16 protein-coding genes and 1 pseudogene are annotated in these 14,472 nt (G+C 67.9%); 6 read left to right on the forward strand and 11 right to left on the reverse strand.

Translation table 11 applies throughout. From position 1 onward, the window contains the following. Nucleotides 1-235 precede the first annotated feature (235 nt). The 4 genes and pseudogenes from NKG98_RS05695 to NKG98_RS19090 all read right to left on the reverse strand — a co-directional run. Nucleotides 236-1,225 (reverse strand): hypothetical protein, encoded by a 990-nt coding sequence (locus NKG98_RS05695; protein WP_254768696.1) that lies wholly within the window; start codon nucleotides 1,223-1,225, stop codon nucleotides 236-238. Between the two features lie 303 nt (nucleotides 1,226-1,528). Beyond that, on the reverse strand, nucleotides 1,529-2,266 hold the full coding sequence (locus NKG98_RS05700) for a DUF7345 domain-containing protein (protein WP_254768697.1): 738 nt from the start codon (nucleotides 2,264-2,266) through the stop codon (nucleotides 1,529-1,531). 51 nt (nucleotides 2,267-2,317) lie between these two features. Next, nucleotides 2,318-3,340: a coiled-coil domain-containing protein gene (locus NKG98_RS05705; RefSeq protein ID WP_254768698.1), complete on the reverse strand. Its 1,023-nt coding sequence runs from the start codon at nucleotides 3,338-3,340 to the stop codon at nucleotides 2,318-2,320. Nucleotides 3,341-3,443: 103 nt separating this feature from the next. Beyond that, nucleotides 3,444-3,593: pseudogene (locus tag NKG98_RS19090) on the reverse strand (DUF7343 domain-containing protein); the annotation flags it as partial. A gap of 323 nt (nucleotides 3,594-3,916) precedes the next feature. Between NKG98_RS19090 and NKG98_RS05710 the strand changes: the two are divergent. Further along, a complete protein-coding gene (locus NKG98_RS05710; protein WP_254768699.1) occupies nucleotides 3,917-4,597 on the forward strand; it encodes a ribonuclease H-like domain-containing protein in 681 nt (226 codons plus the stop codon). An 86-nt stretch (nucleotides 4,598-4,683) separates the two neighbouring features. Here the strand turns inward: NKG98_RS05710 and NKG98_RS05715 are convergent, their stop codons facing one another. From NKG98_RS05715 to NKG98_RS05740, 6 genes are all read right to left on the reverse strand, one after another. Then, nucleotides 4,684-4,848: a hypothetical protein gene (locus NKG98_RS05715; protein ID WP_254768700.1), complete on the reverse strand. Its 165-nt coding sequence runs from the start codon at nucleotides 4,846-4,848 to the stop codon at nucleotides 4,684-4,686. A 43-nt stretch (nucleotides 4,849-4,891) separates the two neighbouring features. Continuing rightward, complete coding sequence (locus NKG98_RS05720) at nucleotides 4,892-5,473, reverse strand: DUF7110 family protein (protein ID WP_254768701.1); 582 nt, start codon at nucleotides 5,471-5,473, stop codon at nucleotides 4,892-4,894. Nucleotides 5,474-5,588: 115 nt separating this feature from the next. Further along, nucleotides 5,589-5,936: a glutaredoxin family protein gene (locus NKG98_RS05725; protein ID WP_254768702.1), complete on the reverse strand. Its 348-nt coding sequence runs from the start codon at nucleotides 5,934-5,936 to the stop codon at nucleotides 5,589-5,591. 50 nt (nucleotides 5,937-5,986) lie between these two features. Continuing rightward, a complete protein-coding gene (locus NKG98_RS05730; protein ID WP_254768703.1) occupies nucleotides 5,987-7,243 on the reverse strand; it encodes a PQQ-dependent sugar dehydrogenase in 1,257 nt (418 codons plus the stop codon). 78 nt (nucleotides 7,244-7,321) lie between these two features. Further along, nucleotides 7,322-7,960, reverse strand: coding sequence for a transcriptional regulator GfcR (gfcR, locus tag NKG98_RS05735; RefSeq protein ID WP_254768704.1), 639 nt, complete (start codon nucleotides 7,958-7,960; stop codon nucleotides 7,322-7,324). Continuing rightward, nucleotides 7,957-9,024: a glucose 1-dehydrogenase gene (locus NKG98_RS05740; protein ID WP_254768705.1), complete on the reverse strand. Its 1,068-nt coding sequence runs from the start codon at nucleotides 9,022-9,024 to the stop codon at nucleotides 7,957-7,959. The genes gfcR and NKG98_RS05740 overlap by 4 nt, the downstream gene beginning before the upstream one ends. Before the next feature lie 234 nt (nucleotides 9,025-9,258). On the opposite strand from NKG98_RS05740, the gene NKG98_RS05745 reads away from it, so the two are divergent. The 5 genes from NKG98_RS05745 (at nucleotide 9,259) to NKG98_RS05765 (ending at nucleotide 14,191) form a co-directional block, all read left to right on the forward strand. Next, the gene (locus NKG98_RS05745; protein WP_254768706.1) at nucleotides 9,259-10,509 is read left to right on the forward strand and encodes an HAD family hydrolase; all 1,251 of its coding nucleotides are present in this window, start codon (nucleotides 9,259-9,261) and stop codon (nucleotides 10,507-10,509) included. Nucleotides 10,510-10,773: 264 nt separating this feature from the next. Continuing rightward, on the forward strand, nucleotides 10,774-11,454 hold the full coding sequence (locus NKG98_RS05750) for a helix-turn-helix domain-containing protein (RefSeq protein WP_254768707.1): 681 nt from the start codon (nucleotides 10,774-10,776) through the stop codon (nucleotides 11,452-11,454). 57 nt (nucleotides 11,455-11,511) lie between these two features. Then, on the forward strand, nucleotides 11,512-12,423 hold the full coding sequence (locus NKG98_RS05755) for a dihydrodipicolinate synthase family protein (RefSeq protein WP_254768708.1): 912 nt from the start codon (nucleotides 11,512-11,514) through the stop codon (nucleotides 12,421-12,423). 55 nt (nucleotides 12,424-12,478) lie between these two features. Then, nucleotides 12,479-13,603 carry an acyl-CoA dehydrogenase family protein gene (locus NKG98_RS05760; RefSeq protein ID WP_254768709.1) on the forward strand — a complete coding sequence of 375 codons (1,125 nt, stop codon included), beginning with the start codon at nucleotides 12,479-12,481 and terminating at the stop codon, nucleotides 13,601-13,603. A 48-nt stretch (nucleotides 13,604-13,651) separates the two neighbouring features. Beyond that, nucleotides 13,652-14,191 carry an HAD family hydrolase gene (locus NKG98_RS05765; protein WP_254768710.1) on the forward strand — a complete coding sequence of 180 codons (540 nt, stop codon included), beginning with the start codon at nucleotides 13,652-13,654 and terminating at the stop codon, nucleotides 14,189-14,191. Here the strand turns inward: NKG98_RS05765 and NKG98_RS05770 are convergent. Next, nucleotides 14,185-14,421 carry a DUF5822 domain-containing protein gene (locus tag NKG98_RS05770; protein WP_254768711.1) on the reverse strand — a complete coding sequence of 79 codons (237 nt, stop codon included), beginning with the start codon at nucleotides 14,419-14,421 and terminating at the stop codon, nucleotides 14,185-14,187. The genes NKG98_RS05765 and NKG98_RS05770 overlap by 7 nt on opposite strands. Between the last annotated feature and the right edge of the window lie 51 nt (nucleotides 14,422-14,472).

The following is a 14,472-nucleotide window of genomic DNA, read 5'->3' on the forward strand; positions in this document are numbered from 1 at the left end:
CGGGTCGCAGCGACACGGGCAGTACATCGCTGTGGGCTAGCTTCCGTTCACAGGGCCGAGCCGGGCCGGGTAGAGCGAGACGCCCAGTGTCGTGGCTGTCAAAGAGCGGTAGCTTACCGATCGATTCAGAGTAGTCTGGCACCGCGAACGACCCAGTATCGGTTGTTGTAATGGCCGACGTGACGCTCTCGTCGCCGCTCGTGAGTCGGCAGGGGATCGACGGAGCGGCTGGTGATTACGTCGTCTCTTCGGATAGAAACCGGAGCGTGTAGCTGAAGTAACGATCGTCGTACAGTAAATACCGCTGCTGAAGGCCGGATTCGATACGGCCGTCTCTCTCGATATTTCCGTCCAAGTATGCCCACTGGTCGAGTTTCTTGAGAACGCCACTGTATGCTTCTGAGTAGGGATGTTGCTCGCTGTAAGACTCCCACATCGCCTCCTGCAGGATCCCACGTTCATTTTCGGAGAGTTCGGCGCGGGAGATGCGTGAGTCCAAAACGGCTGCACGCAGAATCGTCTCCATCTGAGAATCGGACTCCGCGACTCTGTCGATGTCGGCCCGGTACACCGCTTCGTGGAAGAGTTCTCGTGTGATCCGTACTTCGTAAACTGTGTCTCGGTGCTCGACGTAGGAGGCGCCGGATTCGTCGAGGAGGTCGCTTGTTTCGATTGCGTCGGGGCTTCTGTAGACATAGCCGTCCCGTTCGACGAGGCCCCACGGGACACCGCCGCTGTTGTCGCGCGCACGGGCGGCGAACCGCGCGATCTGGACTGCCCGTTTGTCAACTTGTGTGAGAGACGAGTGAGAAACCACCTCGGCGCCCTCCGGTTCGTCCTCTACGTTGTACAATCGGAGAAGTGGGTGTTCGACGGTTTTCTCGTCGACGATTTGCGAATCTAGCCGGTAGTACGTTCCGTTCCGCTGGGCATAGGTTGGTTCCTCTTCGCCACGGGTGCGGAATGGGGTGTGATGCCGGGTTGTGTACGTCGTGCCGTCGAGTGTTGCGTCGAACGCTTCCTCGTCCCACGGTGGTCGCGTCTCCGTCAGATCGGCAACGTACCGATCGCGAAGCGACCCCTCCTGTTCAGACAGCGAAAGCACGAGGTGATCTGACGATCCATCGGCAGACCGATATCGTTGCGAACATCCGCTGAGTGCAGCAACCGTTGCAAGGCCACCGAAGGTCAGTACGTCGCGGCGGGTTGGTTCTCTGGAGGGCATGAATCCACCATCTATCAAACCGCCAAAACATTTTCGGTTCACCGGCGTCCTGTCACGTCCGGCCGCCGGTGTTCGATCCAGTCGTCGATCGGATGCACACGCGGAGCGTGTCCATCCGGGTCTCGATGCTGATTTCTGTAACTGTCGAAGTACGGTATCGCTTTCCTCTCGGCCGGGATACGGCCACCTGTCTCTTGGGTTTCTGTCCTCGCGCGGGGCGAGCGCGCTGTGACGGGCCGGCCCGCCGCCGCTATCCGGTGGCGCTTTCGAATCGGCGAAAACGGAACCGCTGATGTGCCGGTCCTAGCTCGCGCTACGGCGGGCGAGCAGGGCGGCGCCGGCACTCACGGCGACGAGGCCGGCGACCGGGCCGAACCCGGGGAGGGCGTCGCCGCCGCTCGTGCTGGCGGTGCTCGGTTCGAACGTCGCCGAGAACCCCTCGAGGCTGGTGCCGGCCGCCCACGTCGCGCCGTCTGCGGTCGTGTCGGCCGGTTCCGGCGTCGCGTCGGTGAGTTCGTAGCCGTCCGGTTCGACGAGCGTGAACGGTCGTTCGGGTGTGAACCCGCTCGCGAACGGCTCGCTCACGTGCAGGGTGTCGCCGTCAACCGCTGCGAGGCCGTGCCAGCGAACCTGGAGTGTGATGACGCCGACGCTCCCGCCGTCGGCCGTCGAGAGCGAAATCGAGGGGTCCGAGACGCTCATCTCCCGGCCGGTCGCTTCCGACGCGTTGGCGGCGACCGAGCGCAACCGCTCTGCGAACGTCTCGGCCGCGTTTTGTTGGACAGTGCTGTTGTTTCGAAGCGACTCGAACGCCGCGTTCTCGTCGGTCAGGTCGTACGTCATCGTCACCGTGACGTCCGCACTCCCGTCCTCGTGGAGGGCGACGACGAACGCCGGTTCCGTGGTGTCGGTAGTTAGCTGCGCCTGTGTACCGGTCTGGGCCGCCGCGGGCGTCGCGACGGCGGCGAGCAGTACTAGCGCGACGATACCCCACGTGCGTGCCGTCCGGCGGGCGGTACGTGTATCTACTGTCGATATCATCGGGTGGGTTCGAATAAAACCGCGGTGAGTACGCGTAATCTCGGATTCGAATCAGCTGTCGGTGTCTGTGGCTCCGGAACCGGTCCGATCCGCGCCGTACTCGCCGTCGAGAGCGGCGAGCGCCGCTTCGGCGTGTTCGAGTGCCGCGCTGGAGTGGTGAAGTGCGTTGCGAACATTCTCGCGCGCGTTCTCGCCGTTCTCGCGCGCGGTTCGTGCCTGTTCGAGCGCTTCTTCGGCCTCGGTGAGGTTGGCTTTGGCGCGTTCGAGTGCGGCCATGGCCTCGGCGTCGTCCTCGCTCACCTGCTTCTCTGCCTGCGCGATCTGTGCGCTCGCGTTCTGGATCTGCCGGTCGGCCGTCTCAAATCCAGTTTCGGTGTCGCCGAAGTCCACACCAGCCTGGCCGTTACGATCGGTCCCGTTCCCACCCATGGACGCTGGGTCAGGACGGTACGCCTCGCCGTCGGCGTCACCGGCCATCCGCTCGCCGACACGGTCGCCGGCGATGCTCTGAGCGATCGTGGCGACTTCCTCGCCACCAAGTTCGCTCGCCTCGGTTTTCAGCCGCTGAATCGCGGTGACGTTGATGCCTTTCTCCTCGAGGAGATCGGCTGGCAGTTCGCCCACAGCGGCCTCGTTCTGCTCGGCGAGTCGCTGGGCAGTCTTCTTCTCGGCGGCGACTTTCGCCATCTCGGCCCTGTACTGGCCCTCGCTGATCTCACCGCTTTCGCGGGCCTGTTCGGCCTCCTGTAGGCGCTGGTCGAGGTCGGCGATGCGCTGCTCGATCTCGGCGAGTTGCTCGGCCGCGACGTCGGCTTTCGCTTCGTCCGTCTCGGCCTTCGCCATCTCGATGCCGTTGGCGCGCTCAGCGAGTTCGCCTTCGAACTCGGCCTCTTGGACGCCGACGACGCCCGAAAGCTTCTCTCCGGGTCTGACTTCGTCTGCTGTACTGTCCGCGCTGTCCTGAGCCGCGGTCGCGAACGGCACCGCACCGGCGAACGCGACGACGACGATCAGGGCGACGAGTGTGCTCGTAGTTCGTTGCATCGCAGTCGGAGAACTGTCTCGGGAGGTCATATAACAGAACAGTTTTCAGTCCGGTTCAACGACTTTTAACCACGTTTAACCCGGTTTAACCGCCGTCGCGGTCCGTGGTTCGAGCCGAACTGCGCCGGCCCCGTCACGGTCCGATCTCCTCGCTCTCATCCTCGCGGACGAAGCCGTTCTCGCGCGGGAGTTGGAACGACTCGATCTCGCCTGACTCCCGAAGGTCGCCGACGACCGACCTCGTCTTCGTGTCGGTCCATCCGAACGTCTCGGCGACTCCCTGTTGTTTGACGCCCGTCGTGTTCCTCCGGACCCCGGAGGATCTGTTTCCCGTTGCTCAACAGTTTCCGCCAGCGGACTCCCGTCCTCCGCGTCGTCTTCGGAACTCCTTTCGCTGAAATAGTCCACCTCTCGTAAAACCGAAGACTAGCGCCTCTCGCACTGCCCTCGTACGACTTCGCTGCGTCTACCGATCGAATACTGACCCCGTGTATCCGGACGGATACCCCCTCGACCCGCTGTCTCGATATGACCCGACAGCGGCGCCCCGTTCGCTTTCACCCCGGTAGTGGCAGTTTAAATATATCGACTCTCACTATTTTTGATATGCGGTATCAGCGTGACGACGGCGGCCACGAACGCATCGCAACGATCGACATCGAGACGACCCACTTCGATCCGACGCACGGCGAAACGGTCGCGATCGGCCTCGGCGTCCACGACCGCGACACGCCAGCGAGCGAGGCCAGCTACGAGCTGCACCATCAGGATACCGACACCGACGAAGCCACGCTGATCGAGCGGGCGCTCACGCGACTCGACGACCTCGGTGCCGACCTGCTCGTCACGTACAAGGGATCCGAGTTCGACATGGCGTTTCTGAACGAGCGGCTGACGCTCCTCGGCGCGGACGAGCTCTCGCCAGCGATCGATACGCCGGACACCCACCTCGACCTGTTCACCGACCGGAAAGAGAAGGCGAATCGGACGAACGAGAAGTGGCCGAAGCTGGAAGAGTGCCTCGAGAGTTACGGGCTTCCGACGCCGACGACCGTCTGGAACGGGCAACCAGTTACAAACACCGTGTTCGGCGAGGAACTCGGCCCGGCGTACCTCGAGGCGGTCGCGGAGGGCGCAGCGGACCGGGTGACCGCCCTGAAAGACCCGATCGAGCACTACCTCATGACGGATTTAGAGGCGAACCTCGCGCTCTACTACGCGGACGTCGGCGTCGCGTTCGACCCCGCACACCTCGCGTCCCGCCGCGAGTTTCACTCGGGCGGCTGATAGCTACCCCGTTCGTGTGCGACGACGGGCGTCGCGCCGTCGCAAGCCGCGAACGACCGCTACCGAGCCAGTCGACTGCGAAACCGCTACGACGGGTGCTGGTGGCTGATCTTCTCGGCGACCATCCCGGGGACGGGCGTCAGGCAGTCTTTGCACTTCCACGTCGGCGAGACCGTCCCGGACTCTTTGAGGAGGTCCTGGCGGTACCGGAGGACGGCCCCGCACGTACAGCGGTACTCGGTGGTTCTCATGCGGCTGGAAACGGCTGTGACGGCGCCGACCGGTCGACGCCCGTCAGTCGGAGATGAACTTGTTGTCGCGCCAGTTGACTCCCGACGAACTGGTCTTGCGCTCGCGGGGACCCTCTACCACTTCGACGTCGGCCGGCCGGGGTTCGCCGTCGACGATGCGCGTCGCCTCGAGTTCGCCGTCGCGCTCGGAGATCGCCGTCAGGGTGCCCTTCTCGGCGACCTCGGCGATGTTACAGAGGACGCGGAACATCTCGTACTGCAGCAGCGAGTTCTGCAGGACGGTCTCGCGGTCGCCCTTGAACGCGGCGAACTCGACGAGTTCGGACTCGATCTCCTCTTCGTCCTCCTCGTCCCAGCGGAAGGAGTTGCGTCGCTCGTCCGGGTCCTCCTCGTAGACCCGGTTCTCGGTCACGCTCGCCTTGAGCTGGGCCGTCGGGGTGTACTTGCTGACGCTCTCGTCGGCCGCGACGGCTTTCAGAATGAGAGTGTTGTTTCGGCGGGTCAGTTCGACGTCGGTGACACCCTCCGGAAACGTCGCCGTCTCGAGGAAGTCGCGAAGATCTTCGAGCGGGAGTTCGAGCGTCGAGTGCAACCGATAAACGTGTCTGGATTCCTCTGTTGACATGGTGTGGAGTGGGAGGCGACGATTTCTCACCTACACGTACGTGGGCGTAGCTTATATGACCTGCTGTTAAATACGTTGTAAACGTATACGTATTATTCGACTCGCGGGCGATCGGTCACTCCTCGGCCCCGAGGGTCGCGGCGAGTTCGCCTCGCTCTTCGAGTTCGGCGAGGACGTCCGACCCGCCGACGAACTCGCCGTCGACGAACGTCTGGGGGATGGTCTCCCAGCCGCTGTGTTCCTCGAGGGCCGCACGGTACTCCGCCAGCGATTCGAGGACGTCGACCGTCTCGAACTCCTCGCGGTGGGTCGCGATCAACTCCAGCGCGCGCTGGGAGTAGCCACACTGTGGCATCAACTCGTTGCCTTTCATGAAGAGGACGACCTCGTTGTTCTCGATCGCGTCGGCGACGTGTTCGTCGACCTCCTCCTGGTCGAACCCTCGATTTGGCGGGAAGTCCATGCTCCCGAGTTAGACCGTCCGTCGCATCAGTGTTACGCGTCGGCCCGCGCTCACGCCCGGTCGAGGCGGACGATGCGGTCGTCGCGGTCCTGCGGGAAGTCACCGCCCACGCGGGCGCGGCCGTCGCGGTTCGACGTCAGGAGGTAGAGCGCGCCGTCGGGGCCGACCGCGACGTGCCGGAGGCGGCCGAACTCGCCGACGTAGTAGGGCACCGAGACGGCCGTGTAGCGGTCGTCGAGCCAGTCGGCGTCGTGGACGGTCGCGACCTCCGCGTCCGGGAGGTCGTCGGCCGCCGCGGCGTCGTCGAGGAGCGCGACGGCGAACAGCGTCTCGGAGGCCAGCCCCGCGACGAGGAGGCGGCCGTTCCACTCGGGGATCGGGCCGTCGTAGCGGGCGATGCCGGACGGCGCCCACGTCGTCTCCGGCCCGGTGTTGACCAGCGGCGGGACGAACGCCTCGTGGGCGTCGTAGCCGTCGTACTCGGGGTCGTCCGGCCCGCCGCGGGCGACGTCCCAGCCGTAGTTCCCGCCGGAGCGCAGGAGGGACACCTCGTCACGGGCGTCCGGGCCGTGCTCGGCCACGAACGCGGTGCCGTCCGGCGCGAACGCGAGGCCCTGCGGATTGCGGTGGCCGACCGTGAACAGCCGGGGGTCGCCGTCCGGGAACGGCGGGCCGGGGGCCGCGGGGTCGCCATCGGGGGTTAGCCGCAGGACCGACCCCGAAAGCGAGTCCGGGTCCCGCGCCGCGTCGGGGTCCTCGGCGTCGCCGGTCAGCACCCAGAGGTCGCCGTCGGGACCGACCCGGAGCCGGCCGCCGTTGTGAGTCCGCGCCGCCGGAATCCCCTCGACGATCGGGTCGATCTCCTCGCGGTCGCGGTCGTAGCGCACCACCCGGTTGCGGCGCTCGCCGTCCTCGGCGGTGTAGTAGACGTAGAGTGCCGGCGGCTCCGGGTAGTCGGGGTGGGCCGCGACGCCCAGCGTCCCGCCCTCGCCCGGGGCCGTCCGCTCCGGCAGGTCAGCGCCCGCGAGCGCGACCTCGCCGTCGCCGGCCGCGAGGCCCGCGCCGTCGACCAGCGACTCGCGGTCGAACCGGCGGACGCCGCCGTCGCGTTCGGTGACGAAGGCGTCGTCGCCGGCGACCGCGAGGTCCCACGGAATCTCGAGGTCGGAGACGACCGTCGTCGGGGCGACCCCGTCGGGCGGGTCGGCGGCCTCGTCGGGTCGAGCGTCGAGGAGACAGCCGGCGACCCCGGCGGTCAGGGCGGCGGCCGTCGCGCGGAGGAGTCGGCGGCGGTCGAGAGGGGGCACGGGTCGGGGTGTCGGATGGGGTCGGGCGCGGACGGGCGGTCGGGGTGGTCCGGCCTCGCGGCCGCGCCGCTCGATTCCTCACTCCTCCTCGCTGACGGTGATGACCTGCAGCAGCGAGTAGACGGGGACGCCCTCGAGTTCTTCGAGGCCCTGCTTGTCCGCCAGCACGACGCACGCGAGGGGGTCGCCGCCCTGATCGCGGATCGCCGCGATCGTCTCGCGCATCGTCGTCCCGCTGGTGATGGTGTCGTCGACGATGTAACACTCGCGGCCGCGGATGCCGGCGAAGTTCCGCGAGAACGTGCCGCCGAGGTCCTCGATGTCGCCTTCCTCCCACTGGTGCTTGCGGGGGGCGTACGTCCCGAGGTCGGTCCCGAGTTCGCGGGCGATGAGCGTCGCCAGCGGCGAACCGGCCTTCTCGATTCCGATGGTGAGGTCGACGTCCTCGCCGTGTTTCGCCAGCAGGTCGGCCATCGCGGTGGCGACGGCGCTCATCCGCTTCGAGTCCCGGCCGATCGCCGACCAGTCGACGTGGATGTCGGAGGGGCCGCCGCTCGTCGTCGTGCGGTCCGGCTGTCTGGTCGCGGTGCCGCTGCGCTCGACGAGCCAGCTTGCGGTCTCCCGGGAGACGTTCAACTCGTCGGCGATCTCGCCCTTCGAGAGGCCGCGCTCGGCCAGTTCGGCCGCGCTCTCGATCAGGTCGTCGACGTTTTTCATGTGCGGTCGAATTCGACCGCCGTTTTTATAGTCGTATCGTCGTCGACGAACGCCGCCTCGAAATTCTCGATGTCGTAGACGCCGGTGATCAGGTCGTCGAGGAACGGCGCCGGAAGCTGGGAGAGCGTATCGACCGCGCTCGCGAAGTGCCCGCGGTGGGAGTTGACGCTGCCGATCAGCGCCTTGTTGTGCAGGACGAACTCCTCGTGGAGCGTGCCGCCGTCGATCTCGAACTCCCACGGGCCGGGGACGCCCAGCAAGGCGCCGACGCCGTTGGGCGCGAGCGCTTCGATGGTCTCGAAGGCGTGTTTCGCGTAGCCGGTCGCCTCGTAGACGAAGTCCATCGGCTCGTAGGCGTCGGCAACCTCGGAGACGGGCGTCTCGCGGGAGTCGACGTACGTCGCGCCGAGGGACTCGATGACGTCGATGGTCGGGTCGGGGCGGTCGCGCCGGCCGAGACAGTAGGTGCGGTCGTAGCCGTGGACCGCCTCGAGCATCGCGAGGGTCAGCAGGCCGAGCGAGCCGTTGCCGAGCACCAGCGCCGACTCGGGGTGCCACTCGAACGCCGACCGGGCGGCGTAGGCGTGTTCGAACGCCTTCTCGGAGATGCTGATCGGCTCGACGAGAAAACCCAGCGGCGCCAGGTCCTCGGGGATCGACACGAGGTACTCCGCGGGGCTGGTGAAGTACTCGGCCATGAAGCCGTGGTCGCCGACGATGCCGCGCTCGACGTACTCGCCCTCGGGCGCCATATCGGGTTCGCCGCGCTCGAAGTACTCGTTGGTCCCGTTCGGCGGCCGTCTGACGGTGGGGACGACGACCTCGCCGGCCTCGAGGTCGGTCCCGTTGGGGTCCTCGACGACGCCGACGGCCTCGTGGCCCAACACGAGGTGGTCCTCGCCATCGGGGACGTCCCCGTGGCCGCCCGCGATGACCTCGTGGTCGGTGCCGTCGACGCCGACGCGGAGCGTCCGCACGAGGGCCTCCCCCGTATCCGGTTCCGGGACGGGCTTCTCGACGATTTCGGGGCCACCAGCCCCCGGTGTCACTGCGATCGCTCTCATGGCTCCACCTTCGCCCCCGATTCCTAAAAATTTATTCTCACGCGAGTAAACACACTCGCCGTTCGTCCGGCGACCCTCGACCGGCCGGAGGCCCGGACCGCCCACGTCCCGTACCGCCGCGCCGGGGAGCCCCGTCGAGGTGGACGTGGAACGCTGGCGCTTCGAGGAGTGATCGCGCCCGGCCTACCTGCGCCATCGGAAACGGTTATCCCGCGGGTCGCCCGTATTCCCGCCATGGAGCGATACGATCTCGTCTACCGGCTCTACGACGAGTTCGACACGAAGACCCTGCGGGAGTACCAGGAGTTCGTCGACGTCTTCCCCGCCATCGACTCGCGGGTCGCACTGGAGCACTGGCAGACGGCCAGCGAGGAACTCGAGGAGCGAAAGGAGGAGATCCGCGACGCCTTCGCGGCCGGCGAGACGTTCGCCGAAGTGGCCGCGCGGGCGACCCGCGATCAGGCGTTCGCGGCGCTTGACCTCGAGGCGAAGTACGGCCGGCCGGTGAACGTGCTCGTCCTCGACGTCGACGAGACGCTGCGGTCGGCCGGCGGCACCGACAACGAGATTCCCCGGGACACGCTGCACGTGCTCACCGAGTTCCACGAGGCGGGGGTGCCGATCGTCATCTGTACCGGCCAGACCCTGGAGAACGTCAAAGGGTTCGCCATTCAGGGGCTGGGCAGCGAGATCGTCCACTCCGGTGAGCTGTCGATCGTCTACGAGGCCGGGACGGGCGTGTTCACGCCGGGTCACGGCGCCGACACGAAGCAGTTGCTCTACGAGGACCTCGACGCGGAGATCCGCGACGTCTTCGACGACGTCCGCGCGCGCGTGCTCCCGGAGGCCCCCGAGGACCTCCGGCGGGGCTGTCACCTCCAGGGCAACGAGTTCAACGTGACGATGAAGCCCAACTACGAGACGGGCTCCGCACGCGCCCGCGAGATCATCGACGACGCGCTCGTCTACCTGCTCGACCTGCTCGCGGACGCCGTCGCGGCGGCCGTCGACGCCGACGGCGACGGCGACGACGCCGTCGCGTGGACCCGCGCGTTCTACGCCGAGGGCGACCCCGAGATCCGGGCGGTGCTCGAACGCGAGGGCACCTACCCCGACGTCGACGTGGACGGGATTCCCGAGGAACTGCGATCGCTCCTCGAACGGATCGACGTCGCCTACTACGAGGCCGACGCGGCAGAGATCGGCAGTCTGGAACTGAACAAGGTCGTCGGCGTCGAACGCGCGCTCGACGTACTCGGCGTCGAGGACCCGTTCGCGCTCGTGATGGGCGACTCGAAGAGCGACCTGCGGGTGATGCGGTGGGTCGCGGAGAACGACGCGGGGATCGCCGCCGCGCCGGAGCACGCCTCGCGGGAGACGCTGGACCACGTCATCCGGTCGGACGAACTCGTCTTCGACCGGGGCAAGAGCGTCGACGTCCTGCGGACGGTCTACGCGCTCAACCGGTTCGCGAGGCTCGGCTGAACCGCCCGGATAAACGACCGGAACACACAAGCCCCGCGGTGAACCGACTCGGCGCCGAATCCCCGTGAGCACGATCCGAGCGAAACGCGGTTCACCGGGGTCGCAGACCTCTCACGATTTTCACCGGCGCGATCCCTGCGCACCGTCATCGAGTCGGACCGGCAGCCACCTCACCATGACGCCACACAGCACGCACCCGATCGACGCCGGACGGATCGTCCGCGAGCGAACCGACGACGCTCCCGAACCGGGAGGTAAACGCCGATGACGACCGTCGCCGAGATCGCGGTCCCCGCCGAGGAGTTCGCGCTGGCGGAGACGTTCGAGGCGATTCCCGACCTCGAGGTACAGGTCAAAAGCGTCGTCGCCGAAGGCCCCTTGCAGACGATGCCGCTCGTCTGGATAGCCGGCTGCGACGTCGAGCGCCTCGAAGGCCGCCTCGAGGACGACCCCACGGTCGAGGAGTTCACCCGGTTGCTCGAGAACCCCGGCGAGGGGGAGTGGCTCTACCGGCTCCAGTACGGGCCGGCCGTCACCGACCGCTGCGGGGTCGTCTTCGACCACGACGGGACGGTCCTCGACGCACAGGGGTCCGCGAGGCGGTGGACGCTCCGACTGCTGTTCCCGGACCGCAAACTCCTGTCGAGCGCCGTCGACGAACTCGAGGGCCGCGGAATGCACATCGACGTCAAGCGGATGGTCGAGGCGGGACGCGAGGCCGACGACCTCGAGGCGACCGCCGCGCTGACCGACGCCCAGGAGGAGGCGATCACCGAGGCCTACCGCCGGGGCTACTACGACGTCCCGCGGCGGATCTCGCTCGAAGAACTGGCGGCGGAACTCGACATCTCCCACCAGGCGCTCTCCGAGCGGTTGCGGCGGGCGAACAAGGTGCTCGCCGGCGAACAGCTCGACGAGCCCCCGTCCCGCGTGGTCGACGGCTGAGCGCCGCGGCTGCCGGGATCGCGGCATTTTATACCCGCGCCGGTCGGAGCCACGGACATGGCCCACCACGACCCCGGCACGGACGATCCGCTGTCGATCCACGGCGTCGTCCCGCCGACCGTCACCGCGTTCCACGAGGACGAGTCCGTCGACTACGAGACGACCGCGGCCCACGCTCGCTTCGTCGTCGACCGGGGTGCCCACGGCGTCTTCCCGCTGGGCACCAACGGCGAGTTCCCGCTCTTGACGCCCGACGAGCGCGAGGGCGTCGTCGAGGCCGTCGTCGAGGAGGTCGGCGGCGAGGTGCCAGTCATCGCCGGCGTCGGCGCGGCCAGCACGCGCGAGACCGTCGCCCACGCCGAACACGCCGAGCGCGTCGGCGCCGACGGCGTCGTCGTCGTCACCCCCTACTACTACCCGCTCGACCACGACGCCTACCTCGACCACTACGAGCGCGTCGCGGCCGCGGTCGACCTCCCGGTCTACGTCTACCACATCCCGAGCAAGACGGGCAACTCGATCCCCCTGTCGACGCTCGACGACCTCGCCGCGATCGACAACCTCGTCGGTCTCAAGGATTCGAGCAAGGACGTCCCGTGGCTCGCGCAGGCGGTCGACGCCCACCCCGAACTCACCTTCCTCGCCGGGTCGGACTCGCTTGTGTTTACCGGCCTCGAAATCGGCTGTTCCGGCGCTGTCAGCGCCGTCGCGAACGTCGTCCCCGAACTCGTCGTCGACTGCTACGAGGCCTACGACGCGGGCGAGGAGGAACGCGCCCGCGACCTCCAGCACACGATCTACGGCGTCCGCGACGCGCTGAAGACCGGCGGCGCGTACATGTCCGGCGTGAAGACCGCGCTGCGCCTGCGCGAGTTCGACGCCGGGCCGCTGCGTCGCCCGCTGCGGCTGAAAGACGAGGAGAGCGCCGCGGAGATGCGCGAGCGGTTCGAGGACCTCGACGTGCTCTGAGGTCCGTCAGGAACGTTTAGGGAGGTTTTTTGCCGCCCGCGTCGCAGGCCGTGGTATGGCACTCACGGACGAGCAGGCGGCGATTCGCGACGTGGTGCGGGAGTTCGCCGTCGAGGAGATCCGCCCGACGGCCGCCGAGGCCGACCGGACCCAGGAGTTCCCCGAGGACGTCTGGGACGGCCTCGCGGAACTCGACCTGACGGGCCTGACGGTTCCCGAGGAGTACGGCGGCTACGACGCCGACCCCGTCACCTACAGCGTCGTCAACGAGGAGGTCGCCTACGGCGCGCTCGCGGTGGCGACCGCGCTGTCGGTCCACTGCCTCGCTACCTCCTGTATCGCCGAGTTCGGCGACGAGGACCAACGGGAGCGCTGGCTGCCGGAGATGACCGCGGGCCGGCCCGTCGGCGCGTTCGCGCTCTCGGAACCGCACGCGGGCTCGAACCCCGCCGAGATGTCGACCGAGGCCCGCCGCGAGGGCGACGAGTACGTGATCGACGGCGAGAAGCAGTGGATCACGAACGGCAAGCGCGCGGGCGTCTACGTGCTGTTCGCGAAGACCGACCAAGAGGACCCCGCGACGATCACGCAGTTCGTCGTCCCGGGGGACGCAGACGGCCTCTCCGTCGGCGAGAAGGAGGACAAACTCGGCTTGCGCGCGAGCGACACGACGAGCCTGACGTTCGACGGCGTCCGCATCCCGGCCGAGAACCGCCTCACCGAGGAAGGCCGGGGGCTCTCCGCGGCGTTTCACATCCTCACCGGCGGCCGGATCGCCATCGCCTCGCAGGCCGTCGGCCTCGCCCAGGCGGCCCTCGACGAGGCGATCGACTACAGTCGGGAGCGCGAGCAGTTCGGCGACCCGATCGCCGAGATCCAGTCGGTCCGACACACGATCGCCGAGATGGCGACCCGGACGCAGGCCGCCCGCCAGCTCACCCGGTACGCCGCCCGGGAGCGCGCCGACGGCGACGGCGCGCTCGCCGCGAGCATGGCGAAGTACTTCGCGAGCGAGGCGGCGATGCACGTCACGAACGAGGCCGTCCAGGTCCACGGCGGCTACGGCTACGTCACCGAGGGCGAGGTCGAACGCCTCTACCGCGACGCCAAGATCACCGAGATCTACGAGGGGACGACCGAGATCCAGAAGACGGTCGTCGCGCGTCACCTGCTCGACTGACCGCCCGCGATCGAAGTCGCTATCCGCCCCGCGCCCCTCTCGTCGTCCGTGACCGAGTACGACGCCGTCGTATACGACCTCGACGGGACGCTCGTCGACCTCGACGTCGACTGGGCCGCGACCGCCCGCGACGTCCGCGAGGTGTACCGCGCCGCGGGCGTCGAACCGCCGGGCGACGGCCTCTGGGACCTGCTCGCGGCCGCACCCGAGGCGGGACTGGGCGAGGAGGTCGAGGCGACGATCGCCGCACGCGAGCGCGAGGGGGCGCGGACCTCGCCCCGACTGCCCCGCGCGGACGAACTGCTCGCCCTGTCGGTCCCGGCGGGGGTCTGTTCGCTCAACTGCGAGGCGGCCTGCCGGATCGCCCTCGACCGACACGACCTGCTGTCGACCGTCGACGTCGTCGTCGGCCGCGACACCGTCACCACGCGCAAACCCCACCCGGAGCCGCTGATCGAGGCGGTCACCAGACTCGGGGCGCGGCCGGAGCGGGCGCTGTTCGTCGGGGACTCGGCGCGCGACGAGGAGACGGCACAGCGAGCGGGGACCGACTTCGAGTACGTCGACGGCGAGCCGTCGGGCTACTGATCCTGCGCGTACTTCGCGTACGCGAACACGCAGACGGCGACGACGAGCCAGACGGCGGCGCCGACGCGGACCGCGAACTCGACGCGGGCACCCCACGTCGGGAGGGTAACGGCCGTCGACGCGAGCGCGATCGCGGGCGCGCCGACGAGGATGGTGGCGACGAACGTCACCTGCATCACCCACCCGTAGTCGACGCCGTCCGGATTCGTCGTCTCGACGGGTTCGGGCACGTTCGAGGGTTCCGATGCGGCAGTAATAAACGCCGCGGGTGGCGCGCGAGA

The organism is Salinilacihabitans rarus (assembly GCF_024296665.1).
Classification (GTDB): domain Archaea; phylum Halobacteriota; class Halobacteria; order Halobacteriales; family Natrialbaceae; genus Salinilacihabitans; species Salinilacihabitans rarus.

Coding starts and splice junctions, on each gene's coding strand:
- NKG98_RS05695 (WP_254768696.1), bottom strand. CDS start 1,225: ATGCCCTCCAGAGAACCAACCCGCCGCGACGTACTGACCTTCGGTGGC.
- NKG98_RS05700 (WP_254768697.1), bottom strand. CDS start 2,266: ATGATATCGACAGTAGATACACGTACCGCCCGCCGGACGGCACGCACG.
- NKG98_RS05705 (WP_254768698.1), bottom strand. CDS start 3,340: ATGACCTCCCGAGACAGTTCTCCGACTGCGATGCAACGAACTACGAGC.
- NKG98_RS05710 (WP_254768699.1), top strand. CDS start 3,917: ATGCGGTATCAGCGTGACGACGGCGGCCACGAACGCATCGCAACGATC.
- NKG98_RS05715 (WP_254768700.1), bottom strand. CDS start 4,848: ATGAGAACCACCGAGTACCGCTGTACGTGCGGGGCCGTCCTCCGGTAC.
- NKG98_RS05720 (WP_254768701.1), bottom strand. CDS start 5,473: ATGTCAACAGAGGAATCCAGACACGTTTATCGGTTGCACTCGACGCTC.
- NKG98_RS05725 (WP_254768702.1), bottom strand. CDS start 5,936: ATGGACTTCCCGCCAAATCGAGGGTTCGACCAGGAGGAGGTCGACGAA.
- gfcR (WP_254768704.1), bottom strand. CDS start 7,960: ATGAAAAACGTCGACGACCTGATCGAGAGCGCGGCCGAACTGGCCGAG.
- NKG98_RS05740 (WP_254768705.1), bottom strand. CDS start 9,024: ATGAGAGCGATCGCAGTGACACCGGGGGCTGGTGGCCCCGAAATCGTC.
- NKG98_RS05745 (WP_254768706.1), top strand. CDS start 9,259: ATGGAGCGATACGATCTCGTCTACCGGCTCTACGACGAGTTCGACACG.
- NKG98_RS05750 (WP_254768707.1), top strand. CDS start 10,774: ATGACGACCGTCGCCGAGATCGCGGTCCCCGCCGAGGAGTTCGCGCTG.
- NKG98_RS05755 (WP_254768708.1), top strand. CDS start 11,512: ATGGCCCACCACGACCCCGGCACGGACGATCCGCTGTCGATCCACGGC.
- NKG98_RS05760 (WP_254768709.1), top strand. CDS start 12,479: ATGGCACTCACGGACGAGCAGGCGGCGATTCGCGACGTGGTGCGGGAG.